The organism is Listeria immobilis (assembly GCF_014322765.1).
In the GTDB taxonomy this organism is placed as follows: Bacteria; Bacillota; Bacilli; order Lactobacillales; family Listeriaceae; genus Listeria; species Listeria immobilis.
The window spans coordinates 136,200-153,215 of the sequence record NZ_JAASTZ010000009.1 but is presented as its reverse complement, the minus strand read 5'-3'; the positions used below and the strand labels follow the sequence as shown (position 1 = coordinate 153,215).

Sequence of the window (17,016 nt, the reverse complement as noted above, 5' to 3'; positions counted from 1 at the left end):
CGAAGGCATAGAAGACGCAAATAAGATTCATAAAAAAGCAGACAAGGTGAAAGAGGCTGAAAAGAGTACGAAGAAAGTCAGTGGGGCTATTGATGATATTCCAAAAAATATTGAAGATAAGCTAACCCCAGCTCAGAAAAAAAGTGTGAAGAAGATAAATAATAACGTTAATGATCATTTAACTGAGGGTGATTTTAGTGGAACAAAAAGAGATTTGGAAGGGAATCCAGTTCCTAAAAAAGGAGAGCCCGGAAAACATTGGGATCATTTGGATGAAATGCTCAATACCCATAAATCTCTTAAGAGCTCAAAGAGAAGCATTGAAAACTCACTAAAAAACCCTAATCTACCTAAAGATGTTAGAATTTTTCTTCAGAATGAATTGAAAAAAGCAAATGATAGTCTTAAAAAGATAGATGACTTATTTAATGAATTTGGAGGTATAGATAAATGGCTGAAAAAATAAAAGATATTTATCATGTAAGCGATAATTTTCCTACTACAACTGAAAAATATGATATTTGGTTTAGAGAATTATTAAATAAAACTGAAGATGAAATAGATGAAAATGATGTTTATACAATGTTTTCACAGCATGAATTAGAAAATCTTGCAATAAAAAAAGCTATAGAGTTTATTTTGTGTGATCCATTAGCAGGCGAGATGTGGGACGGACAGTTTTTAGAGCAGTTAGCAAAAGAGCCTATTGAGAAATTGGAAGTATATAAAAAAGAGCTGAAAGAGTTACCTTCTCATATAGATCAAAATATAGATAATTCCTTATGGGATTTTGATTTTGAAAGAGATGAGTTTATGAAAAGATATGAAGAATTTAAAAAAGTGATTTCTAAATTGTGAACTGTAAAAAAATGATGCGAAAAGGTTCTTTATCTCGAAACGTATAATTAATTTTTGAAGTAAATGAAAGAACAAGTTGTTAAATCGGCTTGTTCTTTTGTTAGAATTCAAATTGTATATACTTTTTTGGCATAGTAATTTCTTTACATGACATAGTCTTCGGCATAGAAAAATTTGAAACGCAGTTAATTCCATTTAAATGAATTGACCTTAAAACTCAAAAAATCAACATTTAGTTATATGGAATAAACTTGGTTTAATCGTATTTAAAAAACAGCATGAAAGAACGTAAAAAATACGGATTGAAGGCTGCGCGTCGTGCACCTCAGTTCTCAAAACGTTAATATCAACGTTTCAAAGCATGTCCCTTTTAAAAGGAATTGCTTTTTTTGTTTTTTACTCCGTGAGATATCAACTATAAAATTACACAGCGGAAGTTGAAATAGTGGCAAAGGATATTGGCTTTGCTACAATTGGTAGTAAAATCAAGGGAGGATTACCTTGGCAACTCAAAAGGCGCTATTTATTGTGTTACGCTAGTGATAAGTATGTATAGATTAAGAATAATAAGGACCCCTAATCGCGAGTTTGAAACAGGCGATTAATCAAGGTCTAGCCCAAACAAAGACCGCATGGAATTCGACAACGGGGACCTTTGTAGTGCCGAGCCAGGATAAACTAGCATGGGCCAATACCATTCGAGATTTTAAGCGGACCCTTGGTAAGAATATTTATAAGAATTAGCCACTAAAAACCCTCTTGACAGAACCAAACTATCCAAGTAGAATAAACCAAACAAAATCAACCTATTTTGCTGAAATTGGTTAGAATTTTTACAATTAGGGTAAATCCAATAAGAATAAATAAAGTTTTTTCAACTAAAAGGAGATAAAACAATGAATGGAAGTGGCGCTTTTTTTCCAGTAAGTGTTAAAAAATTTTTGGAAAAAGGGATTACTTCGTTGTCAGAAGATGAGTTAATGAGCACGCTAAATTATTTGGAAAACGCGTATCATCAAGAACCTTGCAACGAAGAAATTGTACATAGATTAATTAAGTTTTATAATCAAACAGATAAAACGAAGAAAGCACAAGAAATAGGGCAAAACTTTTTAACAATGAATGGCTATAGTAAAGAAATTTTAGGAGAACTATCCGTTACTTTTATGAAAGAAGATAATATGGATACCTACTTTACTTTAGTACGACATTATATGGAAGAAGAACTAAGCGAGCCGAACGAACCAATGGCGGATAATGTGATTCAGTTCCCCAAAAAGTTTGTTTCTCGAAAAGATATTCGCGAATTTGCATCTTGGCAAACAGCGGAGCAACTTGAATTTTTACAAGAAGCTAGATTTTTAGAAATTGATACATTTTTACCAGTTTTTAAAAATTTCCTAGCTGATGAAAATTTTTCACCATTTGTACAGTCAATGATTTTTGAGCTAATGCAAGAAAAAGAAGTAGATGAAGAAATACAAGTGCGAAAAATAGCGAAAACAGGCTTTTTTAATCCGACAACTGTACCTATGCTCGCAGAAAATGATTTTGCACAAGCTATATTTGCTGGATTAACAGAAGAACTAGAAAATAGCAATCCTAGTTTACTGGAGCAGGTTTTAGGTATCATACAACAACATTTATTTTTGCTCTATCCATTTGAGCTAGAACCAAAAGATTCCGAAATATGGGTGAGTGCATATTACCAATGGGCAAATGCTTTGTATGGTGATAGTAGTGTTCTTTCGGATAATGTAAATCCTAGCAGCGTAGAGGAAGCAATTTTGTTTATTGAAGAGTTGGAAATAAGGCAGCAATATTATTTAATATAATGATATTTGTTGTTTTCAAGTCAGGGATATCTGTGTTATTATTAGTAAGTATGGCTGAAACTTGTCATGAGAGTAATTAAATTTGATCTAAATAGATGATGGAGGGAATTATACCATGTCAGTAAAATGGGAAAAACAAGAAGGTAATGTTGGAAAACTTACTTTTGAAATTGAACAAGAAAAAGTAAAAGAAGGTTTAGATAGAGCTTTCGTAAAAGTACGTAAAACTCTTAATGTGCCTGGATTCCGTAAAGGAAAAGTTCCACGTCAAATTTTCAATCAACGTTTCGGCGAAGAAGCTCTTTATCAAGATGCACTTGATATTTTGCTTCCAGAAGTATACTCTGCAGCAATTGATGAAGCTGGAATCGATCCAGTGGACACTCCTCAAGTAAACATTGAATCTATGGAAAAAGGCGAAACTTGGGTATTAACAGCAGATGTCACTGTAAAACCAGAAGTTAAACTTGGAGACTATAAAGGTCTTGAAGTAGAAAAACGTGAAACAGAACTTACAACAGAAGAATTAGAAGAAGAATTGAAACAATTACAAGAGCGTCAAGCTGAGTTAGTTGTAAAAGAAGATGCCCCAGCTGAAAATGGCGACACAGTAATTCTTGATTTTGAAGGATTCAAAGATGGTGTAGCTTTCGAAGGTGGACAAGCTGAAAATCATTCGCTAGAACTTGGTAGCGGACAATTTATTCCTGGCTTTGAAGAAAAATTAGTTGGTTTAAAAGCTGGCGATGAAGCAGATATTGAGTTAACTTTCCCAGAAGAATATCATGCGGAAGATTTAGCTGGACAACCTGTAGTTTTCAAAGTGAAATTACATGAAATCAAAACAAAAGAAGTTCCTGCTCTTGATGATGAACTTGCAAAAGACATTGACGAAGAAGTAGAAACTTTAGATGAACTAAAAGAAAAAATCTCTAAACGTTTACAAGAAGCAAAAGAAGATTCTGTAGCTCAAGCTAAGCAAGAAGAAGTGATTGCTAAAGCTGTTGAAAATGCAGAAGTGGACATTCCACATGCAATGGTTCATCATGAAGCAGATCACTTAATGAATCATTTTGCACAAGATTTACAAGCTCAAGGATTAACTCCTGAATTATATTACCAATTTACTGGTCAAACAGAAGAAGCAATGCATGCACAAATGGAAAAAGACGCTGAAAAACGCGTAAAAATGAACTTAGTGCTTGAAGCAATTGCTGAAGCAGAGAATATTGAGCCAACTGAAGAAGCTATTGATGAAGAAATTGCAACATTAGCTGAAAAATATGGTATGGAAAAAGATGCAGTTCGTGCCGCACTTGGTGACATGAGCGAACTTAAATCAGATCTTAAAATCCGTAAAGCTATTGATGTATTATTAGATAGCGCTGTGGAAAAATAAGCCAAAGTTGATTTAATAATTTCATTCAAAAATGAAGGACATGAGTTATACTCGTGTCCTTCTGAATGTAGAAATATGAATACAGATGATTGGCATTTCTATAAAACAAATGCTATTATTAACACACATAGGAGATGAAAAATTCACCTATATGAAACATACCTATGCGAAGGGGTGAAATATTATGTTTAAATTTAACGATGAAAAAGGCCAACTTAAATGCTCCTTTTGCGGAAAGACTCAAGATCAAGTACGTAAATTAGTGGCTGGTCCAGGCGTTTATATTTGTGATGAATGTATCGAGCTTTGTAACGAAATTATTGAAGAAGAGCTAGGTGTTTCTGAATTTGTTGATTTTGGTGAAGTGCCAAAACCACAGGAAATTCGTCATATATTAAGTGATTATGTTATAGGGCAAGAGCGTGCCAAAAAGGCTCTTTCTGTAGCTGTTTATAATCATTATAAGCGTGTTAATTCTAATGAAACTAAAGAAGATGAAGTAGAACTTTCAAAAAGTAATATTTGTTTAATTGGCCCAACCGGTAGTGGTAAAACGCTACTTGCTCAAACATTAGCACGAATTCTTAACGTTCCATTTGCAATTGCAGATGCGACTTCACTTACAGAAGCTGGTTATGTTGGAGAAGATGTGGAAAATATTCTTCTTAAACTTATTCAATCAGCAGACTACGATGTGGAAAAAGCCGAAAAAGGTATTATCTACATTGATGAAATTGACAAAGTAGCTCGTAAATCTGAAAACCCATCTATTACTAGAGATGTTTCCGGTGAAGGCGTTCAACAAGCTTTACTGAAAATTTTAGAAGGTACTGTTGCAAGTGTTCCTCCACAAGGTGGTAGAAAACATCCTCATCAAGAGTTAATTCAAATTGATACAGGAAACATTCTATTTATCGTTGGTGGAGCATTTGATGGAATTGAGCAAATCGTAAAAAATCGAATGGGTGAGAAGGTCATTGGATTTGGTACGGATAATGCAAAACTCAAAGAAGACGAAACTTATTTGTCTCGTGTTGTTCCAGAAGATTTACTGAAATTCGGTCTAATACCTGAATTTATTGGTCGTTTGCCAGTAATTGCAACTTTGGAACAGTTAGACGAAGCAGCATTAGTCTCTATTTTAACAGAACCAAAAAATGCGCTGGTAAAACAATATAAACGGATGTTAGAGCTAGATGATGTAGAACTTGAATTTGAACCTACTGCATTGATAGAAATTGCGAAAGAAGCGATTGAACGTAAAACAGGTGCACGTGGTCTTCGTTCTATTATTGAGCAAATTATGCTAGAAGTAATGTTCGAAATTCCTTCTCGTGATGATATTACAAAATGTATTATTACTGAAAAAGCAGCACGTGGGGAAGAAGAACCACAGCTACAATTAGAGGATGGTTCCATAATTCCAATTAAAACATCAGCATGATTTTAGATGCGCGTCATAATTGGCGCGCATTTTTCTATTAAATCAGCTTTTTTATTACAACATTTGGCTTGTTTCGTGCTATACTTTACTAATATTAGTTGGAGAGGATAAAAAAACATGAAAAATGAAAATAAATTTTTTTCAGGGGCATTTGGATGGATAAAAATAATTATCATTGCGCTTGTGCTAGCTTTCGGCATTCGCTATTTTTTAATTTCTCCAGTTACTGTTAATGGTGAATCAATGGACCCAACACTACATGATGGGGAACATTTATTTATTAATAAAGTATCAGAACCAGATCGTTTTGACATCATTGTGTTTCCAGCTCCTGATGAAGAAAATGCAGAATACATTAAGCGGGTAATTGGACTTCCTGGAGATAAAGTAGAATATAAAGAAGATCAATTGTATATTAATGATAAAAAATATGATGAACCTTACTTAGATTCGGAAAAAGATGCGTTACAAAGTGGTTATTTAACAACAGATGCGAATGGAGATTCTAATTTTACTATGGCTGAAATCAAAGGTTCTAATGGCGCACTTACTGTTCCTGAAGGCAAATTATTTGTATTAGGTGATAATCGCCAAGTGAGTAAAGATAGTCGTTATATTGGCTTTATTTCACAGGATAGTGTACTTGGAAAAGTAATTTCATTTGGAAAATCATTAAAACGATAATTAAAACTGCAGCAAGCCTAGGAGGAGACATGGATGCAAGAAAATGACAAAGAACAGCCCAAGAAAAAAAACAGGGCGCAGCAATTATTAAGTTGGGTGCTTGTTATTGTAGCGGCATTGGCAATAGCTTTAGTAGTTCGCAATTTTGTTATTGCACCCGTAAAAGTAGAAGGCACATCTATGGAGCCGACCTATCAAGATGGTGATCGGATTTTTATCGAAAAAATAACGAATCCAAAGCGTTTTGACATTATTGTGTTTGATGAGCCGCCAATGATTGGAACTGGAGAACATTTCATCAAACGAGTAATCGGTTTGCCCGGAGATAAAATAGCATTTAAAAATGGAGAATTATACTTGAATGGTAAACGTAAAGTAGAAAGTTATTTGCCAGAAAGTACATTAACATTATGGAATCCGGATCCAACTCAAAAACCTTATATTGCGGACTATACATTAGAGGATATGACAGGTGAGAGCAAAGTACCAGAAGGAAAACTGTTTGTGCTTGGAGATAATCGTGGAGGAAGTTCAGATAGCCGCGTTTTTGGATTCATTGATGATACAACTGTAAATGGAACAGTTTTGCAATTTGGAAATTAACTAGAAATCCGTGAAAGCTACTTTTTCACGGATTTCTCTATTAAATGAACGTTTTTTCGTATATAATAATACTATTAGTAAAAAACAGGGCGGTGCAATTTCTTGAAAGAAAAGAATTTAAAACGGTTATGGTCTTGGATTTGGGCGGCTGTTTTAGCAGTGTTAATTGCTGTTATAATCCGTTTTTATTTATTTGTCCCTATCCTAGTAGATGGAATTTCGATGATGCCGACACTCCATAATGATGATCGCGTAATTATTAATCGATTTGGACATGTAGATCGTTTTGATGTCATCGTTTTTCGTGAAAATGATGGAAAAGAATACATTAAACGAGTAATTGGTCTCCCTGGCGATACGGTAGAATACAAAGCAGATCAACTCTATATTAACGGTAAAAAATATGATGAGCCGTATTTAGATACTTACAAGGAAAAACTAAAAGACGGTTATTTAACAGATGATTATAGTTCCAAAGATCAATTGGAGGGTGGAAAAGTACCAAAAGATACTTATTTTGTTTTAGGTGATAATCGTAGAGCAAGTAAGGATAGTCGCATTATTGGTCCTATTCCACAAAGCATAATACTCGGAACAACACCAATTTGTTACTGGCCAATTGAAAATGCCAAACTTATAGATTAGGAGTAAATAATGACAATTCAATGGTTTCCAGGTCATATGGCCAAAGCTCGTCGTGAAGTAACTGAAAAATTAAAACTAGTTGATGTGATTTTTGAATTAGTGGATGCACGTATTCCGCTTTCTTCTTCTAATCCAATGCTAGAAGAAATTATTCATCAAAAAAGACGAGTGATTATTTTAAATAAAGCAGATACAGCTGATGAAAAAACAACGAAAGAATGGATAGATTATTTTGCTGAGAAAGGCTTACCGGCAGTTGCGGTCAACGCGCAAGAAGGGAAAGGTCTATTCAAAATTGAACAAGCAGCTGAAAAATTAATGGCTGAAAAATTTGAACGCCTAAGAAGTAAGGGAATGAAACCACGTGCAATACGTGCGATGATCTTAGGTATTCCTAATGTTGGTAAATCCACATTAATAAATCGACTTGCAAAGAAAAATATTGCGCGCACTGGTAATAAACCAGGTGTAACAAAAGCGCAACAATGGATTAAAGTTGGGAAAACTTTAGAACTTTTAGATACACCAGGAATACTGTGGCCTAAATTTGAAGATCAAGAAATTGGTTATAAATTGGCATTAACTGGTGCAATTAAAGATGACTTACTTCAGATGGAAGAAATTGCAGGATATGGCTTACACTTTTTAGAAAAACATTACCCAGATCGATTAGAGAACTGGTTAAAAGTGGAGAAAGTGTCTGAAAATCCTATTAAAACACTAGCTTTTATTGCTGAAAAAAGAGGACTTTTAGATCGATATAATGATCCAGATTATTCGCGTGCCGCCGAAACAGTAGTTAGAGAAATTCGTCAGCAAAAATTAGGAAGAATGTCCTTTGATTTCCCTAATTGGGAAGAAGATGCAGAATGAGTGACTCTATTTCAACTATTCAAAAAAAACTAAGTCAAGTGTCTTCAAGAAATGATCCTTTTTTTCAATTGTGTTTAAATGATAAACGCAAAGGAGTTCAAAAGCTACTTATTTCTGTTCAGAAGAAATGGGAAAAAGAAGCCCAATTAAAAGAAAAATTGCTTGAAATGAAACAATACGAAATAGACTTATATAAACAAGGTTATAAACTAATTGCTGGAGTAGATGAGGTTGGGCGAGGTCCACTTGCTGGTCCAGTAGTTGCGGCTGCTGTGATTTTGCCAGAAGATTTTGCTGTGGTTGGAATTAATGATTCTAAACAGTTAAATGAAACGAAAAGAGAAGCGCTTTTTGAGTTGATAAAACAGCAAGCCATTTCTATTGGAGTAGGTATCATTGAGCATGATATAATTGATAAAGTAAATATTTATGAGGCGACTAAATTGGCTATGAGAAAAGCATTAAATGAACTAGAACCTAAAGCAGATTTTGTATTAATTGATGCAATGCCTCTAAAATATCAAGATTCAGAGTTATCGATAATTAAAGGCGATACGAAAAGTATAACCATTGCTGCTGCTTCCATAATAGCTAAAGTAACGCGAGATAAGCTAATGAAAGAATATGAGATTTCTTACCCAGGGTATGATTTTGCGCAAAACATGGGTTACGGAACAAAAAAACATTTGCATGGGTTAGACACATTGGGAATTTGTCCAATCCATCGTTTAAGTTTTTCGCCAGTAAAAGAAGCAAAGTTACATTTTGACAGTTTAAAATAGCATTTTCTTTTAATAAAAAAGCCTGTTTTCTATTTGGATAATAGGCTTTTTTTTGTTGTATAAGGAATTTTGCTCATTTTACAAATAAAGCAGATATTTGTACACTCTATTTAACTACTAGGAGGTGCATTTATTGAATTTTAAAGAACGAACAACTTGGCTGAAAATAGCATCATGCCCATCAATTTCTGCAAAAAAACGAGCTAGAATTTGGCAGAAGCTGTCTGACTTTAATCAGTGGGATATACAAGTGACAGAATTTGTTGCTTCTTTTTTTAATGAGGATAAAGCTAATCAGATAATTAACGAATTAGAAAATGCTGCACCTTACACAAATGATGAAGTAACAATAATTTTTATACTGGATGATGAATATCCAAAACTACTAAAAGAAATTTATGAAGCACCACCACTACTTTTTTGCAAGGGTGATGTGGAATTATTCCATAGACAAGCCGTTGCAGTAGTAGGAACTAGAAAAATGAGTGATTATGGTCGTAAAGCTTGTATGTCGATTGCAAAACAATTAGCTCGTCAAAATATAACAGTCGTTAGCGGACTCGCGAATGGGATAGACACCGAGGCACATTTAGCAGCTTGTAAAACAAATGGAAATACAATTGCTGTGCTTGGTTCAGGTGTAGAAAACATTTATCCAAAGAAAAATATACATTTAGCAAAAGAAATTTCTCAAAAGGGCTTAATTATGAGTGAATATTTACCAACAGAAGAAGCGAAGCGTTGGTATTTTCCTGAACGAAACAGAATTATTAGTGGATTAGCACTTGGAACAGTGATAATTGAAGCTGCCGAAAGAAGTGGCTCACTTATTACAGCTGACTTTGCCCTGGAACAAAATCGGCAAGTTTTTGCAGTGCCAGGAAGTATTTTTAGTGATACATGTAAAGGGACAAATAATTTAATTCAAGAAGGTGCAAAGTTAGTTATAAATGCAAACAATATAATAGAAGAATTTTTTCAAATAAAGCTATAAAAGTAGTGAAAATACTATTTATAAGTGATTTGACTTGCAATTCCTGATTTTTTAAGATAAGTTTGCTAAAGAAAGCTGAAAAAACATAAATTAATGATTTTTTATTTAAAGTCATTGACAAACGCAGTAGGAAGGGCTAATATTTACTACTGAATTATGTGAAAATAAAGCATGCAAAACTTATTGAACGCGAGGCTAGGGCTTAAATCTTTTTTAACACCACTAGTAAAGCCCGTGTATTGACCCAAATCAGGGAGGAATATATTAATATGGCAGATTATTTAGTGATTGTAGAGTCACCTGCAAAAGCAAAAACGATTGAAAAATATTTGGGAAAAAAATTTAAAGTCAAAGCATCTATGGGGCATGTACGAGATTTACCGAAAAGTCAGATGGGTGTTGACACAGAACATGACTACGAACCAAGATATATCACAATTCGTGGTAAAGGTCCGGTTTTAAAAGAATTAAAACAAGCAGCAAAAAAAGCAAAGAAAGTCTATCTAGCAGCCGATCCAGATCGCGAAGGAGAAGCAATCGCGTGGCATTTGGCGAATAGTCTTGATTTAGATCAAACAGATGACCTTCGAGTTGTATTTAATGAAATTACAAAAGAAGCAGTGAAAGAATCATTCAAAACCCCTCGAAAAATCGACATGGATTTAGTAAATGCCCAGCAAGCACGGAGAATATTGGACCGGTTAGTTGGATATAATATTAGTCCGATCTTATGGAAGAAAGTGAAAAAAGGTTTAAGTGCAGGACGGGTTCAATCAATTGCACTTCGCATTATTATTGATAGAGAGAAAGAAATTAATAATTTTAAACCAGAAGAATATTGGACAATTGATGGTAATTTTCTTAAGGGTAAGAAGAAGTTTCAAGCCAATTTTTATGGAGTAAATGGCAAAAAGAAAAAACTTTCAACAGCTGATGATGTAAAAGAAGTCATGTCTGCCATTAAAGGAAAAAACTTTGACGTTACAGATGTAACCAAAAAAGAACGGCTTAGAAATCCCGCAGCTCCTTTTACGACATCCAGCTTACAACAAGAAGCAGCACGAAAATTAAATTATCGAACTCGTAAAACAATGATGCTTGCACAACAACTGTATGAAGGTATTACACTTGGTAAACAAGGTACAGTTGGGCTAATTACCTATATGCGTACCGATTCCACCCGTATTGCAGATTCCGCTATTTTAGAAGCTGGCAATTACATTAAAGAAACTTATGGATCTGAATTTTCCCGTGAGCATAAACGTTCCGATAAAAATGCAAAAGGCGCTCAAGATGCCCATGAAGCAATACGTCCAACGAGTGCGATGAGAAGTCCACAAGCAATGAAAGAATATTTAACGCGCGATCAACTTCGCTTGTACCGTTTAATTTGGGAACGATTTATTGCTAGTCAAATGACTCCAGCAGTCCTTGATACAATGCGTGTCGACCTTGATAATAATGGCGTGAACTTTAGAGCAAACGGGTCCAAAATTAAGTTCCATGGTTTTATGAAAGTATATGTTGAAAGTAATGATGATAACACAGAAGAAAAAGAAAATATTTTACCAGATTTAAAAAAAGGCGATACAGTGCAGTCAGAATCACTAGAACAGCGTCAGCACTTCACACAGCCACCTCCACGTTATACGGAAGCTAGATTGGTAAAAACACTTGAGGAAATAGGAATTGGTCGTCCATCTACCTATTCACCAACGTTAGACACTATTCAACGTCGAAATTATGTATCATTGACGAATAAACGTTTTATCCCAACGGAACTTGGCGAAATTGTCAATGAGATGATTGAAGAATACTTTCCAGAAATTTTAGATGTAAAGTTCACAGCTAACATGGAAAGCGAGTTAGATGAAGTAGAGCATGGACAATTGGAATGGGTTAAAGTAATTGATGAATTTTATAAACAATTCGAACCAAATGTGATAAAAGCAGATGCTGAAATGGAAAAAATTGAAATCAAAGACGAACCGGCTGGAATCGATTGTGATCTTTGCGGTGCACCAATGGTATTCAAAATGGGGAAATATGGTAAATTCTTAGCATGTAGTAGATTCCCTGATTGCCGAAATACTAAAGCAATTGTAAAAGAAATCGGTGTTACTTGTCCGAAATGTGATAAAGGACACGTAATAGAAAGAAAGAGTAAGAAAAAACGAATTTTTTACGGCTGTGATCGTTATCCAGATTGTGATTATGTTTCATGGGATAAACCAGTAGAAAGAGCTTGTCCAAAATGTAATGAGCGAGCATTGGTTGAAAAGAAACTTAAAAAAGGCGTACAAATTCAATGTACAAATTGTGATTATAAGGAATCAACACAACAATAAATAGAAAAAATGGCAGCACTGGGAGTTCCTTTGTGTTGCCATTGTTGCGCGAGGAGGCGGACTAATGGAAAAAAGAGTAAATGTAATTGGAGCAGGTCTTGCAGGAAGTGAAGCAGCATGGCAACTAGTAAAAAGAGGCGTAGCGGTTGATTTATATGAAATGCGGCCGGTGAAACAAACACCAGCGCATCACACAGATAAATTTGCAGAACTCGTGTGTACCAACTCATTAAGAGCTAATGGGTTAACTAATGCAGTAGGTGTAATAAAAGAAGAGATGCGAATACTTGATTCTATTATTATTGAAGCTGCTGATAAAGCTTCTGTACCAGCAGGAGGAGCGCTTGCAGTAGATCGTCATGAATTTTCTGGCTATATTACTGATAAGGTGAAAAATCATCCACTGGTTACAGTGCATAATGAAGAAGTAACAACTATTCCTGAAGGCCCAACAATTATTGCAACAGGTCCATTAACAAGTCCAGCCCTTGCAGAAGAAATAAAACAATTAACTGGTGAAGAGTATCTTTACTTTTATGATGCAGCAGCACCAATTATTGAAAAAGATAGTATTGATATGGAGAAGGTATATTTAAAATCTAGATATGATAAAGGTGAAGCAGCATATTTAAATTGTCCTATGTCGGAGGAAGAATTCCACGCTTTTTATGAAGCTTTAGTAACTGCAGAAACAGCAGCATTAAAAGAATTTGAAAAAGAAGTGTTTTTTGAAGGATGCATGCCAATTGAAGTGATGGCAAAACGTGGAATTAAAACAATGTTATTTGGTCCGCTAAAACCTGTGGGGCTTGAAAATCCGAAAACAGGCAAAAGACCATATGCGGTATTACAATTACGCCAAGATGATGCAGCAGGAACACTCTATAATATGGTAGGTTTTCAAACACATCTTAAATGGGGCGAACAAAAACGAGTTTTTGGAATGATACCTGGGTTAGAAAATGCGGAAATTGTCCGTTATGGAGTAATGCATCGTAATACCTTTATTAATTCGCCAACAGTACTGGAACCAACTTATCAACTTAAATCAAGAAATGACTTATTTTTTGCTGGTCAAATGACAGGTGTTGAAGGATATGTTGAATCGGCAGCTAGTGGACTTGCAGCTGGAATTAATGCAGCCAAGTTTGTAGAAGAAAAAGAACTAATTATTTTTCCAAATGAAACTGCGATTGGGAGTTTAGCAAATTATATTACAAGTACAAGTAAAAAATCATTTCAACCAATGAATGTCAATTTTGGACTATTTCCTGAATTAACATCCAAAATCAGAGCGAAACAAGAACGTAATGAAAAGCTAGCAGAAAGAGCACTAAATGCAATTAAAGGGGTTGCAGAACAAGTATAAAAACACTATAATGATTTAGGGCAATTAGTTACTGTTCTTTTCATCATGATTTTCATTTTTAGACTTTTCTAAAGAGTAAATTGGGATGAAAAGGCAGTTTTTCTTTCGAGTGAATAGTTAAAGAAACCTTTTGTATATAAATGTTGTTTTTTTCACAAAAGAAAAGCTAATTGTTTAAATTGAATATAAAACGTGATTAATTCGAAAAGTTGCGAAAAATGGATAAAATCATTGCAACTAGTATGTTGTTATGTTAACATGAGAGTGTTTGAGAGGTGTATTAGCATGAATCAGGAGGGAAAGTGGGAGCAACTATTTCTTGACTATCTCCATTCAGAACGAAACTATTCAGACAATACAAGTACTGCCTATGAAAATGATTTGCTTGATTTTCGTCGTTTTCTAAATGAACAAGCTATTACGCACTATGAACAAGTTACGTTTCTAGACGTTCGAATTTATTTAACCGAATTGAAACAGAAATCTTTTCCACGAACAACTGTTGCGAGAAAGATTTCAAGTTTACGGAGTTTTTACACTTTTCTTTTAAGAGAGAATGTAATTGCTGAAAATCCGTTTACTTATGTATCACATGCGAAAAATCAGCTAAGGCTTCCCAAATTTTTCTATTCAGAAGAAATGGAAGCTTTGTTTCAGGTAGTTTATGAAGATAATGAAACGCTTACACTGCGAGATAGAGTGCTTTTAGAAGTATTATATGGCACTGGAATACGGGTAAGTGAATGTGCAGGTATTTTGTTAACAGATATTGATAAAAGCTACCAAGCAATACTTATTCGAGGAAAAGGGAATAAAGAACGGTATGTGCCTTTTGGTGTATACGCCGAGGACGCGATTACAGATTATTTGGATAAGCGATTAGAATTAATGAAACGTTTTAACAAAACACATGATGCACTATTAGTTAATCATTATGGAGATCCACTTACAACTAGAGGAATCCGTTACTGTCTTACAAAAATAATAAGTAAAGCATCATTGACTCGAAAAATTCATCCTCACATGTTGCGTCATACTTTCGCGACTGATTTACTTAATAATGGCGCAGATATGAGAACTGTTCAGGAGTTACTAGGGCATGCTAGCTTATCATCGACACAAATTTATACACACGTTACAAAAGAACATTTAAAATCTACCTATATGAAACATCATCCGAGGGCTTAAATTTGGAGGAGGTAAAGGAAATGGAACTACATGCTACAACGATATTTGCAGTTCATCACGATGGAAAAGCTGCAATGGCAGGAGACGGTCAGGTAACACTGGGAGAATCTGTTGTTATGAAGCACACCGCAAAAAAAGTTCGTCGTCTTTTTCATGATAAGGTAATTGCTGGATTTGCTGGCTCTGTTGCAGATGCTTTTACATTATTTGAAAAATTCGAAGCAAAACTTAATGAATATAATGGTAATTTAGAAAGAGCATCTGTAGAACTTGCACAACAATGGCGAAGTGATAGTGTTTTACGCAAATTGGAAGCAATGTTAATTGTTATGGATAAAGATACATTACTACTTGTTTCGGGTACAGGAGAAGTTATTGAGCCTGATGATGGAATTTTAGCGATTGGTTCTGGCGGAAATTATGCTCTTGCGGCCGGTCGAGCGCTAAAACGCCACAACGGTGGTCAAATGGAAGCAAAAGATATTGCGCGTCATGCATTAGAGATTGCTTCAGAAATTTGTGTTTTTACAAACGATCATATTACGGTAGAAGAGCTTTGAAGGAGTGATTAATTTGACAAATCAAATGCTAACGAGCCAGTTAACACCAAAACAAATTGTTGAAAAACTGGATCAATATATTATTGGACAAACAGGCGCTAAAAAATCAGTTGCGGTAGCACTTAGAAATCGGTATCGTAGACAACTTATGGACGAAGCTATTCGTGATGAAATCATTCCGAAAAACATCTTAATGATTGGACCAACAGGGGTTGGGAAAACAGAAATTGCACGCCGAATTGCCAAAATTGTTCGAGCGCCATTTTCAAAAGTGGAAGCAACTAAATTCACAGAAGTAGGCTATGTAGGTCGCGATGTAGAATCAATGGTTCGTGACTTAGTAGAAGTTTCTGTTCGTTTAGTAAAAGAAGAAAAAATGCAACTTGTTCGTGTTAAAGCAGAAAAAAATGCTGAAAAACGCCTGATTAAATTATTGGCACCAAGTCAGAAGAAAAAACAAACGACATCACCAAACCCATTAGAAGCATTGTTTGGTGGCATGAATCAACCAGAAGAACCAGTAGAAGAAGAAGTGGACCAAGAGCTAAAAAATAAACGCAGCCAAATCGAGTGGCGTCTTCAAAATGGCGAACTTGATGAAGAGATTGTAACAGTGGAAGTTAAAGAACAACAAAATCCAATGTTAGATATGATGCGTGGGGCTGGAATGGATCAAATGAATGGCATGCAAGATGCGCTTTCAGGAATGTTTCCAGCGAAGAAGAAAAAACGAAAAGTAGCTGTACGAGAAGCGAAAAAAATTCTTTTTGAAGATGAGGCATCGAAATTAATAGATGCTGAGGAATTAGCAGCAGAAGGAATTCATCGTGCAGAACAAATGGGCATGATTTTTATTGATGAAATTGATAAAATCGCCAGCAAAGAAGGTGGCGGAAATGCGCAAGTTTCTAGAGAAGGGGTCCAGAGAGATATTTTGCCTATCGTTGAGGGGTCGCAAATTTCCACTAAATATGGTACAGTCAACACGGAGTATATTTTGTTCATTGCAGCAGGAGCTTTCCATATGTCGAAGCCAAGTGATCTCATTCCGGAGCTTCAAGGTAGATTTCCAATTAGAATCGAACTAGATAAATTAACACAAGAAGATTTCTACAAGATTCTCACGGAGCCTGATAATGCGCTAATCAAACAATATAAAGCCTTACTTAAAACAGAAGGAATTGATTTGATTTTTACTAAAGAAGCTGTTGAACGAATTGCAGAAATTGCTTTCCAAGTGAACCAAGATTCGGATAATATTGGCGCAAGAAGACTTCATACCATTTTAGAAAAATTACTAGAAGATTTGCTTTTTGAGGCTCCAGAAATCAATATGGAATCAATAAAAGTAACTGAAAACTATGTAAATGAAAAACTTGCACCAATTATGAAAAACAGAGATTTAACTCAATTTATTTTATAAAATACTAGGAG

The 17,016-nt window shown here is 34.9% G+C and carries 16 protein-coding genes and 1 pseudogene; all 17 read left to right on the top strand.

From position 1 onward, the window contains the following. A partial coding sequence (locus tag HCJ50_RS08915; RefSeq protein ID WP_260443085.1) for a polymorphic toxin type 28 domain-containing protein occupies window positions 1-466 on the top strand: 466 nt, incomplete at its 5' end. After that, on the top strand, window positions 451-858 hold the full coding sequence (locus HCJ50_RS08910) for a contact-dependent growth inhibition system immunity protein (protein ID WP_185349574.1): 408 nt from the start codon (window positions 451-453) through the stop codon (window positions 856-858). The genes HCJ50_RS08915 and HCJ50_RS08910, both read left to right, overlap by 16 nt. A gap of 278 nt (window positions 859-1,136) precedes the next feature. Then, window positions 1,137-1,202 (top strand): annotated as a pseudogene (rpsI, locus tag HCJ50_RS08905) (30S ribosomal protein S9); the annotation flags it as partial. A 552-nt stretch (window positions 1,203-1,754) separates the two neighbouring features. Then, window positions 1,755-2,693, top strand: a complete 939-nt coding sequence (locus HCJ50_RS08900; RefSeq protein ID WP_185349572.1) for a hypothetical protein — start codon at window positions 1,755-1,757, stop codon at window positions 2,691-2,693. Window positions 2,694-2,808: 115 nt separating this feature from the next. Continuing rightward, window positions 2,809-4,092 carry a trigger factor gene (tig, locus tag HCJ50_RS08895; RefSeq protein WP_185349570.1) on the top strand — a complete coding sequence of 428 codons (1,284 nt, stop codon included), beginning with the start codon at window positions 2,809-2,811 and terminating at the stop codon, window positions 4,090-4,092. A gap of 184 nt (window positions 4,093-4,276) precedes the next feature. Further along, window positions 4,277-5,536 carry an ATP-dependent protease ATP-binding subunit ClpX gene (gene clpX / locus HCJ50_RS08890; RefSeq protein ID WP_185380862.1) on the top strand — a complete coding sequence of 420 codons (1,260 nt, stop codon included), beginning with the start codon at window positions 4,277-4,279 and terminating at the stop codon, window positions 5,534-5,536. 117 nt (window positions 5,537-5,653) lie between these two features. Next, complete coding sequence (gene sipX, locus HCJ50_RS08885) at window positions 5,654-6,220, top strand: type I signal peptidase SipX (protein ID WP_185348595.1); 567 nt, start codon at window positions 5,654-5,656, stop codon at window positions 6,218-6,220. 33 nt (window positions 6,221-6,253) lie between these two features. Continuing rightward, window positions 6,254-6,823, top strand: a complete 570-nt coding sequence (gene sipY, locus HCJ50_RS08880; protein ID WP_185348593.1) for a type I signal peptidase SipY — start codon at window positions 6,254-6,256, stop codon at window positions 6,821-6,823. 102 nt (window positions 6,824-6,925) lie between these two features. Further along, window positions 6,926-7,468 carry a type I signal peptidase SipZ gene (gene sipZ, locus HCJ50_RS08875; protein WP_185348591.1) on the top strand — a complete coding sequence of 181 codons (543 nt, stop codon included), beginning with the start codon at window positions 6,926-6,928 and terminating at the stop codon, window positions 7,466-7,468. Window positions 7,469-7,477: 9 nt separating this feature from the next. Further along, window positions 7,478-8,341, top strand: coding sequence for a ribosome biogenesis GTPase YlqF (ylqF, locus tag HCJ50_RS08870; RefSeq protein ID WP_185348588.1), 864 nt, complete (start codon window positions 7,478-7,480; stop codon window positions 8,339-8,341). Beyond that, window positions 8,338-9,123: a ribonuclease HII gene (locus HCJ50_RS08865; RefSeq protein WP_185348586.1), complete on the top strand. Its 786-nt coding sequence runs from the start codon at window positions 8,338-8,340 to the stop codon at window positions 9,121-9,123. The genes ylqF and HCJ50_RS08865 overlap by 4 nt, the downstream gene beginning before the upstream one ends. 133 nt (window positions 9,124-9,256) lie before the next feature. Continuing rightward, window positions 9,257-10,117: a DNA-processing protein DprA gene (dprA, locus tag HCJ50_RS08860; RefSeq protein WP_185348584.1), complete on the top strand. Its 861-nt coding sequence runs from the start codon at window positions 9,257-9,259 to the stop codon at window positions 10,115-10,117. 269 nt (window positions 10,118-10,386) lie between these two features. Then, complete coding sequence (gene topA, locus HCJ50_RS08855; RefSeq protein WP_185348576.1) at window positions 10,387-12,465, top strand: type I DNA topoisomerase; 2,079 nt, start codon at window positions 10,387-10,389, stop codon at window positions 12,463-12,465. Window positions 12,466-12,529: 64 nt separating this feature from the next. Beyond that, window positions 12,530-13,834 (top strand): FADH(2)-oxidizing methylenetetrahydrofolate--tRNA-(uracil(54)-C(5))-methyltransferase TrmFO, encoded by a 1,305-nt coding sequence (trmFO, locus tag HCJ50_RS08850; protein WP_185348574.1) that lies wholly within the window; start codon window positions 12,530-12,532, stop codon window positions 13,832-13,834. Window positions 13,835-14,119: 285 nt separating this feature from the next. Then, window positions 14,120-15,022, top strand: a complete 903-nt coding sequence (gene xerC / locus HCJ50_RS08845; protein WP_185395650.1) for a tyrosine recombinase XerC — start codon at window positions 14,120-14,122, stop codon at window positions 15,020-15,022. A gap of 20 nt (window positions 15,023-15,042) precedes the next feature. Further along, window positions 15,043-15,582 carry an ATP-dependent protease subunit HslV gene (gene hslV, locus HCJ50_RS08840; protein WP_014092680.1) on the top strand — a complete coding sequence of 180 codons (540 nt, stop codon included), beginning with the start codon at window positions 15,043-15,045 and terminating at the stop codon, window positions 15,580-15,582. Window positions 15,583-15,595: 13 nt separating this feature from the next. Further along, a complete protein-coding gene (hslU, locus tag HCJ50_RS08835; RefSeq protein ID WP_185348570.1) occupies window positions 15,596-17,005 on the top strand; it encodes an ATP-dependent protease ATPase subunit HslU in 1,410 nt (469 codons plus the stop codon). Window positions 17,006-17,016 lie beyond the last annotated feature (11 nt).

Excerpts from the sequence above, each read along its gene's own strand:
- sipX (WP_185348595.1), top strand. The coding sequence starts at position 5,654 with ATGAAAAATGAAAATAAATTTTTTTCAGGGGCATTTGGATGGATAAAA.
- HCJ50_RS08900 (WP_185349572.1), top strand. The coding sequence starts at position 1,755 with ATGAATGGAAGTGGCGCTTTTTTTCCAGTAAGTGTTAAAAAATTTTTG.
- sipY (WP_185348593.1), top strand. The coding sequence starts at position 6,254 with ATGCAAGAAAATGACAAAGAACAGCCCAAGAAAAAAAACAGGGCGCAG.
- ylqF (WP_185348588.1), top strand. The coding sequence starts at position 7,478 with ATGACAATTCAATGGTTTCCAGGTCATATGGCCAAAGCTCGTCGTGAA.
- hslV (WP_014092680.1), top strand. The coding sequence starts at position 15,043 with ATGGAACTACATGCTACAACGATATTTGCAGTTCATCACGATGGAAAA.
- tig (WP_185349570.1), top strand. The coding sequence starts at position 2,809 with ATGTCAGTAAAATGGGAAAAACAAGAAGGTAATGTTGGAAAACTTACT.
- HCJ50_RS08865 (WP_185348586.1), top strand. The coding sequence starts at position 8,338 with ATGAGTGACTCTATTTCAACTATTCAAAAAAAACTAAGTCAAGTGTCT.
- HCJ50_RS08910 (WP_185349574.1), top strand. The coding sequence starts at position 451 with ATGGCTGAAAAAATAAAAGATATTTATCATGTAAGCGATAATTTTCCT.
- trmFO (WP_185348574.1), top strand. The coding sequence starts at position 12,530 with ATGGAAAAAAGAGTAAATGTAATTGGAGCAGGTCTTGCAGGAAGTGAA.
- clpX (WP_185380862.1), top strand. The coding sequence starts at position 4,277 with ATGTTTAAATTTAACGATGAAAAAGGCCAACTTAAATGCTCCTTTTGC.
- xerC (WP_185395650.1), top strand. The coding sequence starts at position 14,120 with ATGAATCAGGAGGGAAAGTGGGAGCAACTATTTCTTGACTATCTCCAT.
- topA (WP_185348576.1), top strand. The coding sequence starts at position 10,387 with ATGGCAGATTATTTAGTGATTGTAGAGTCACCTGCAAAAGCAAAAACG.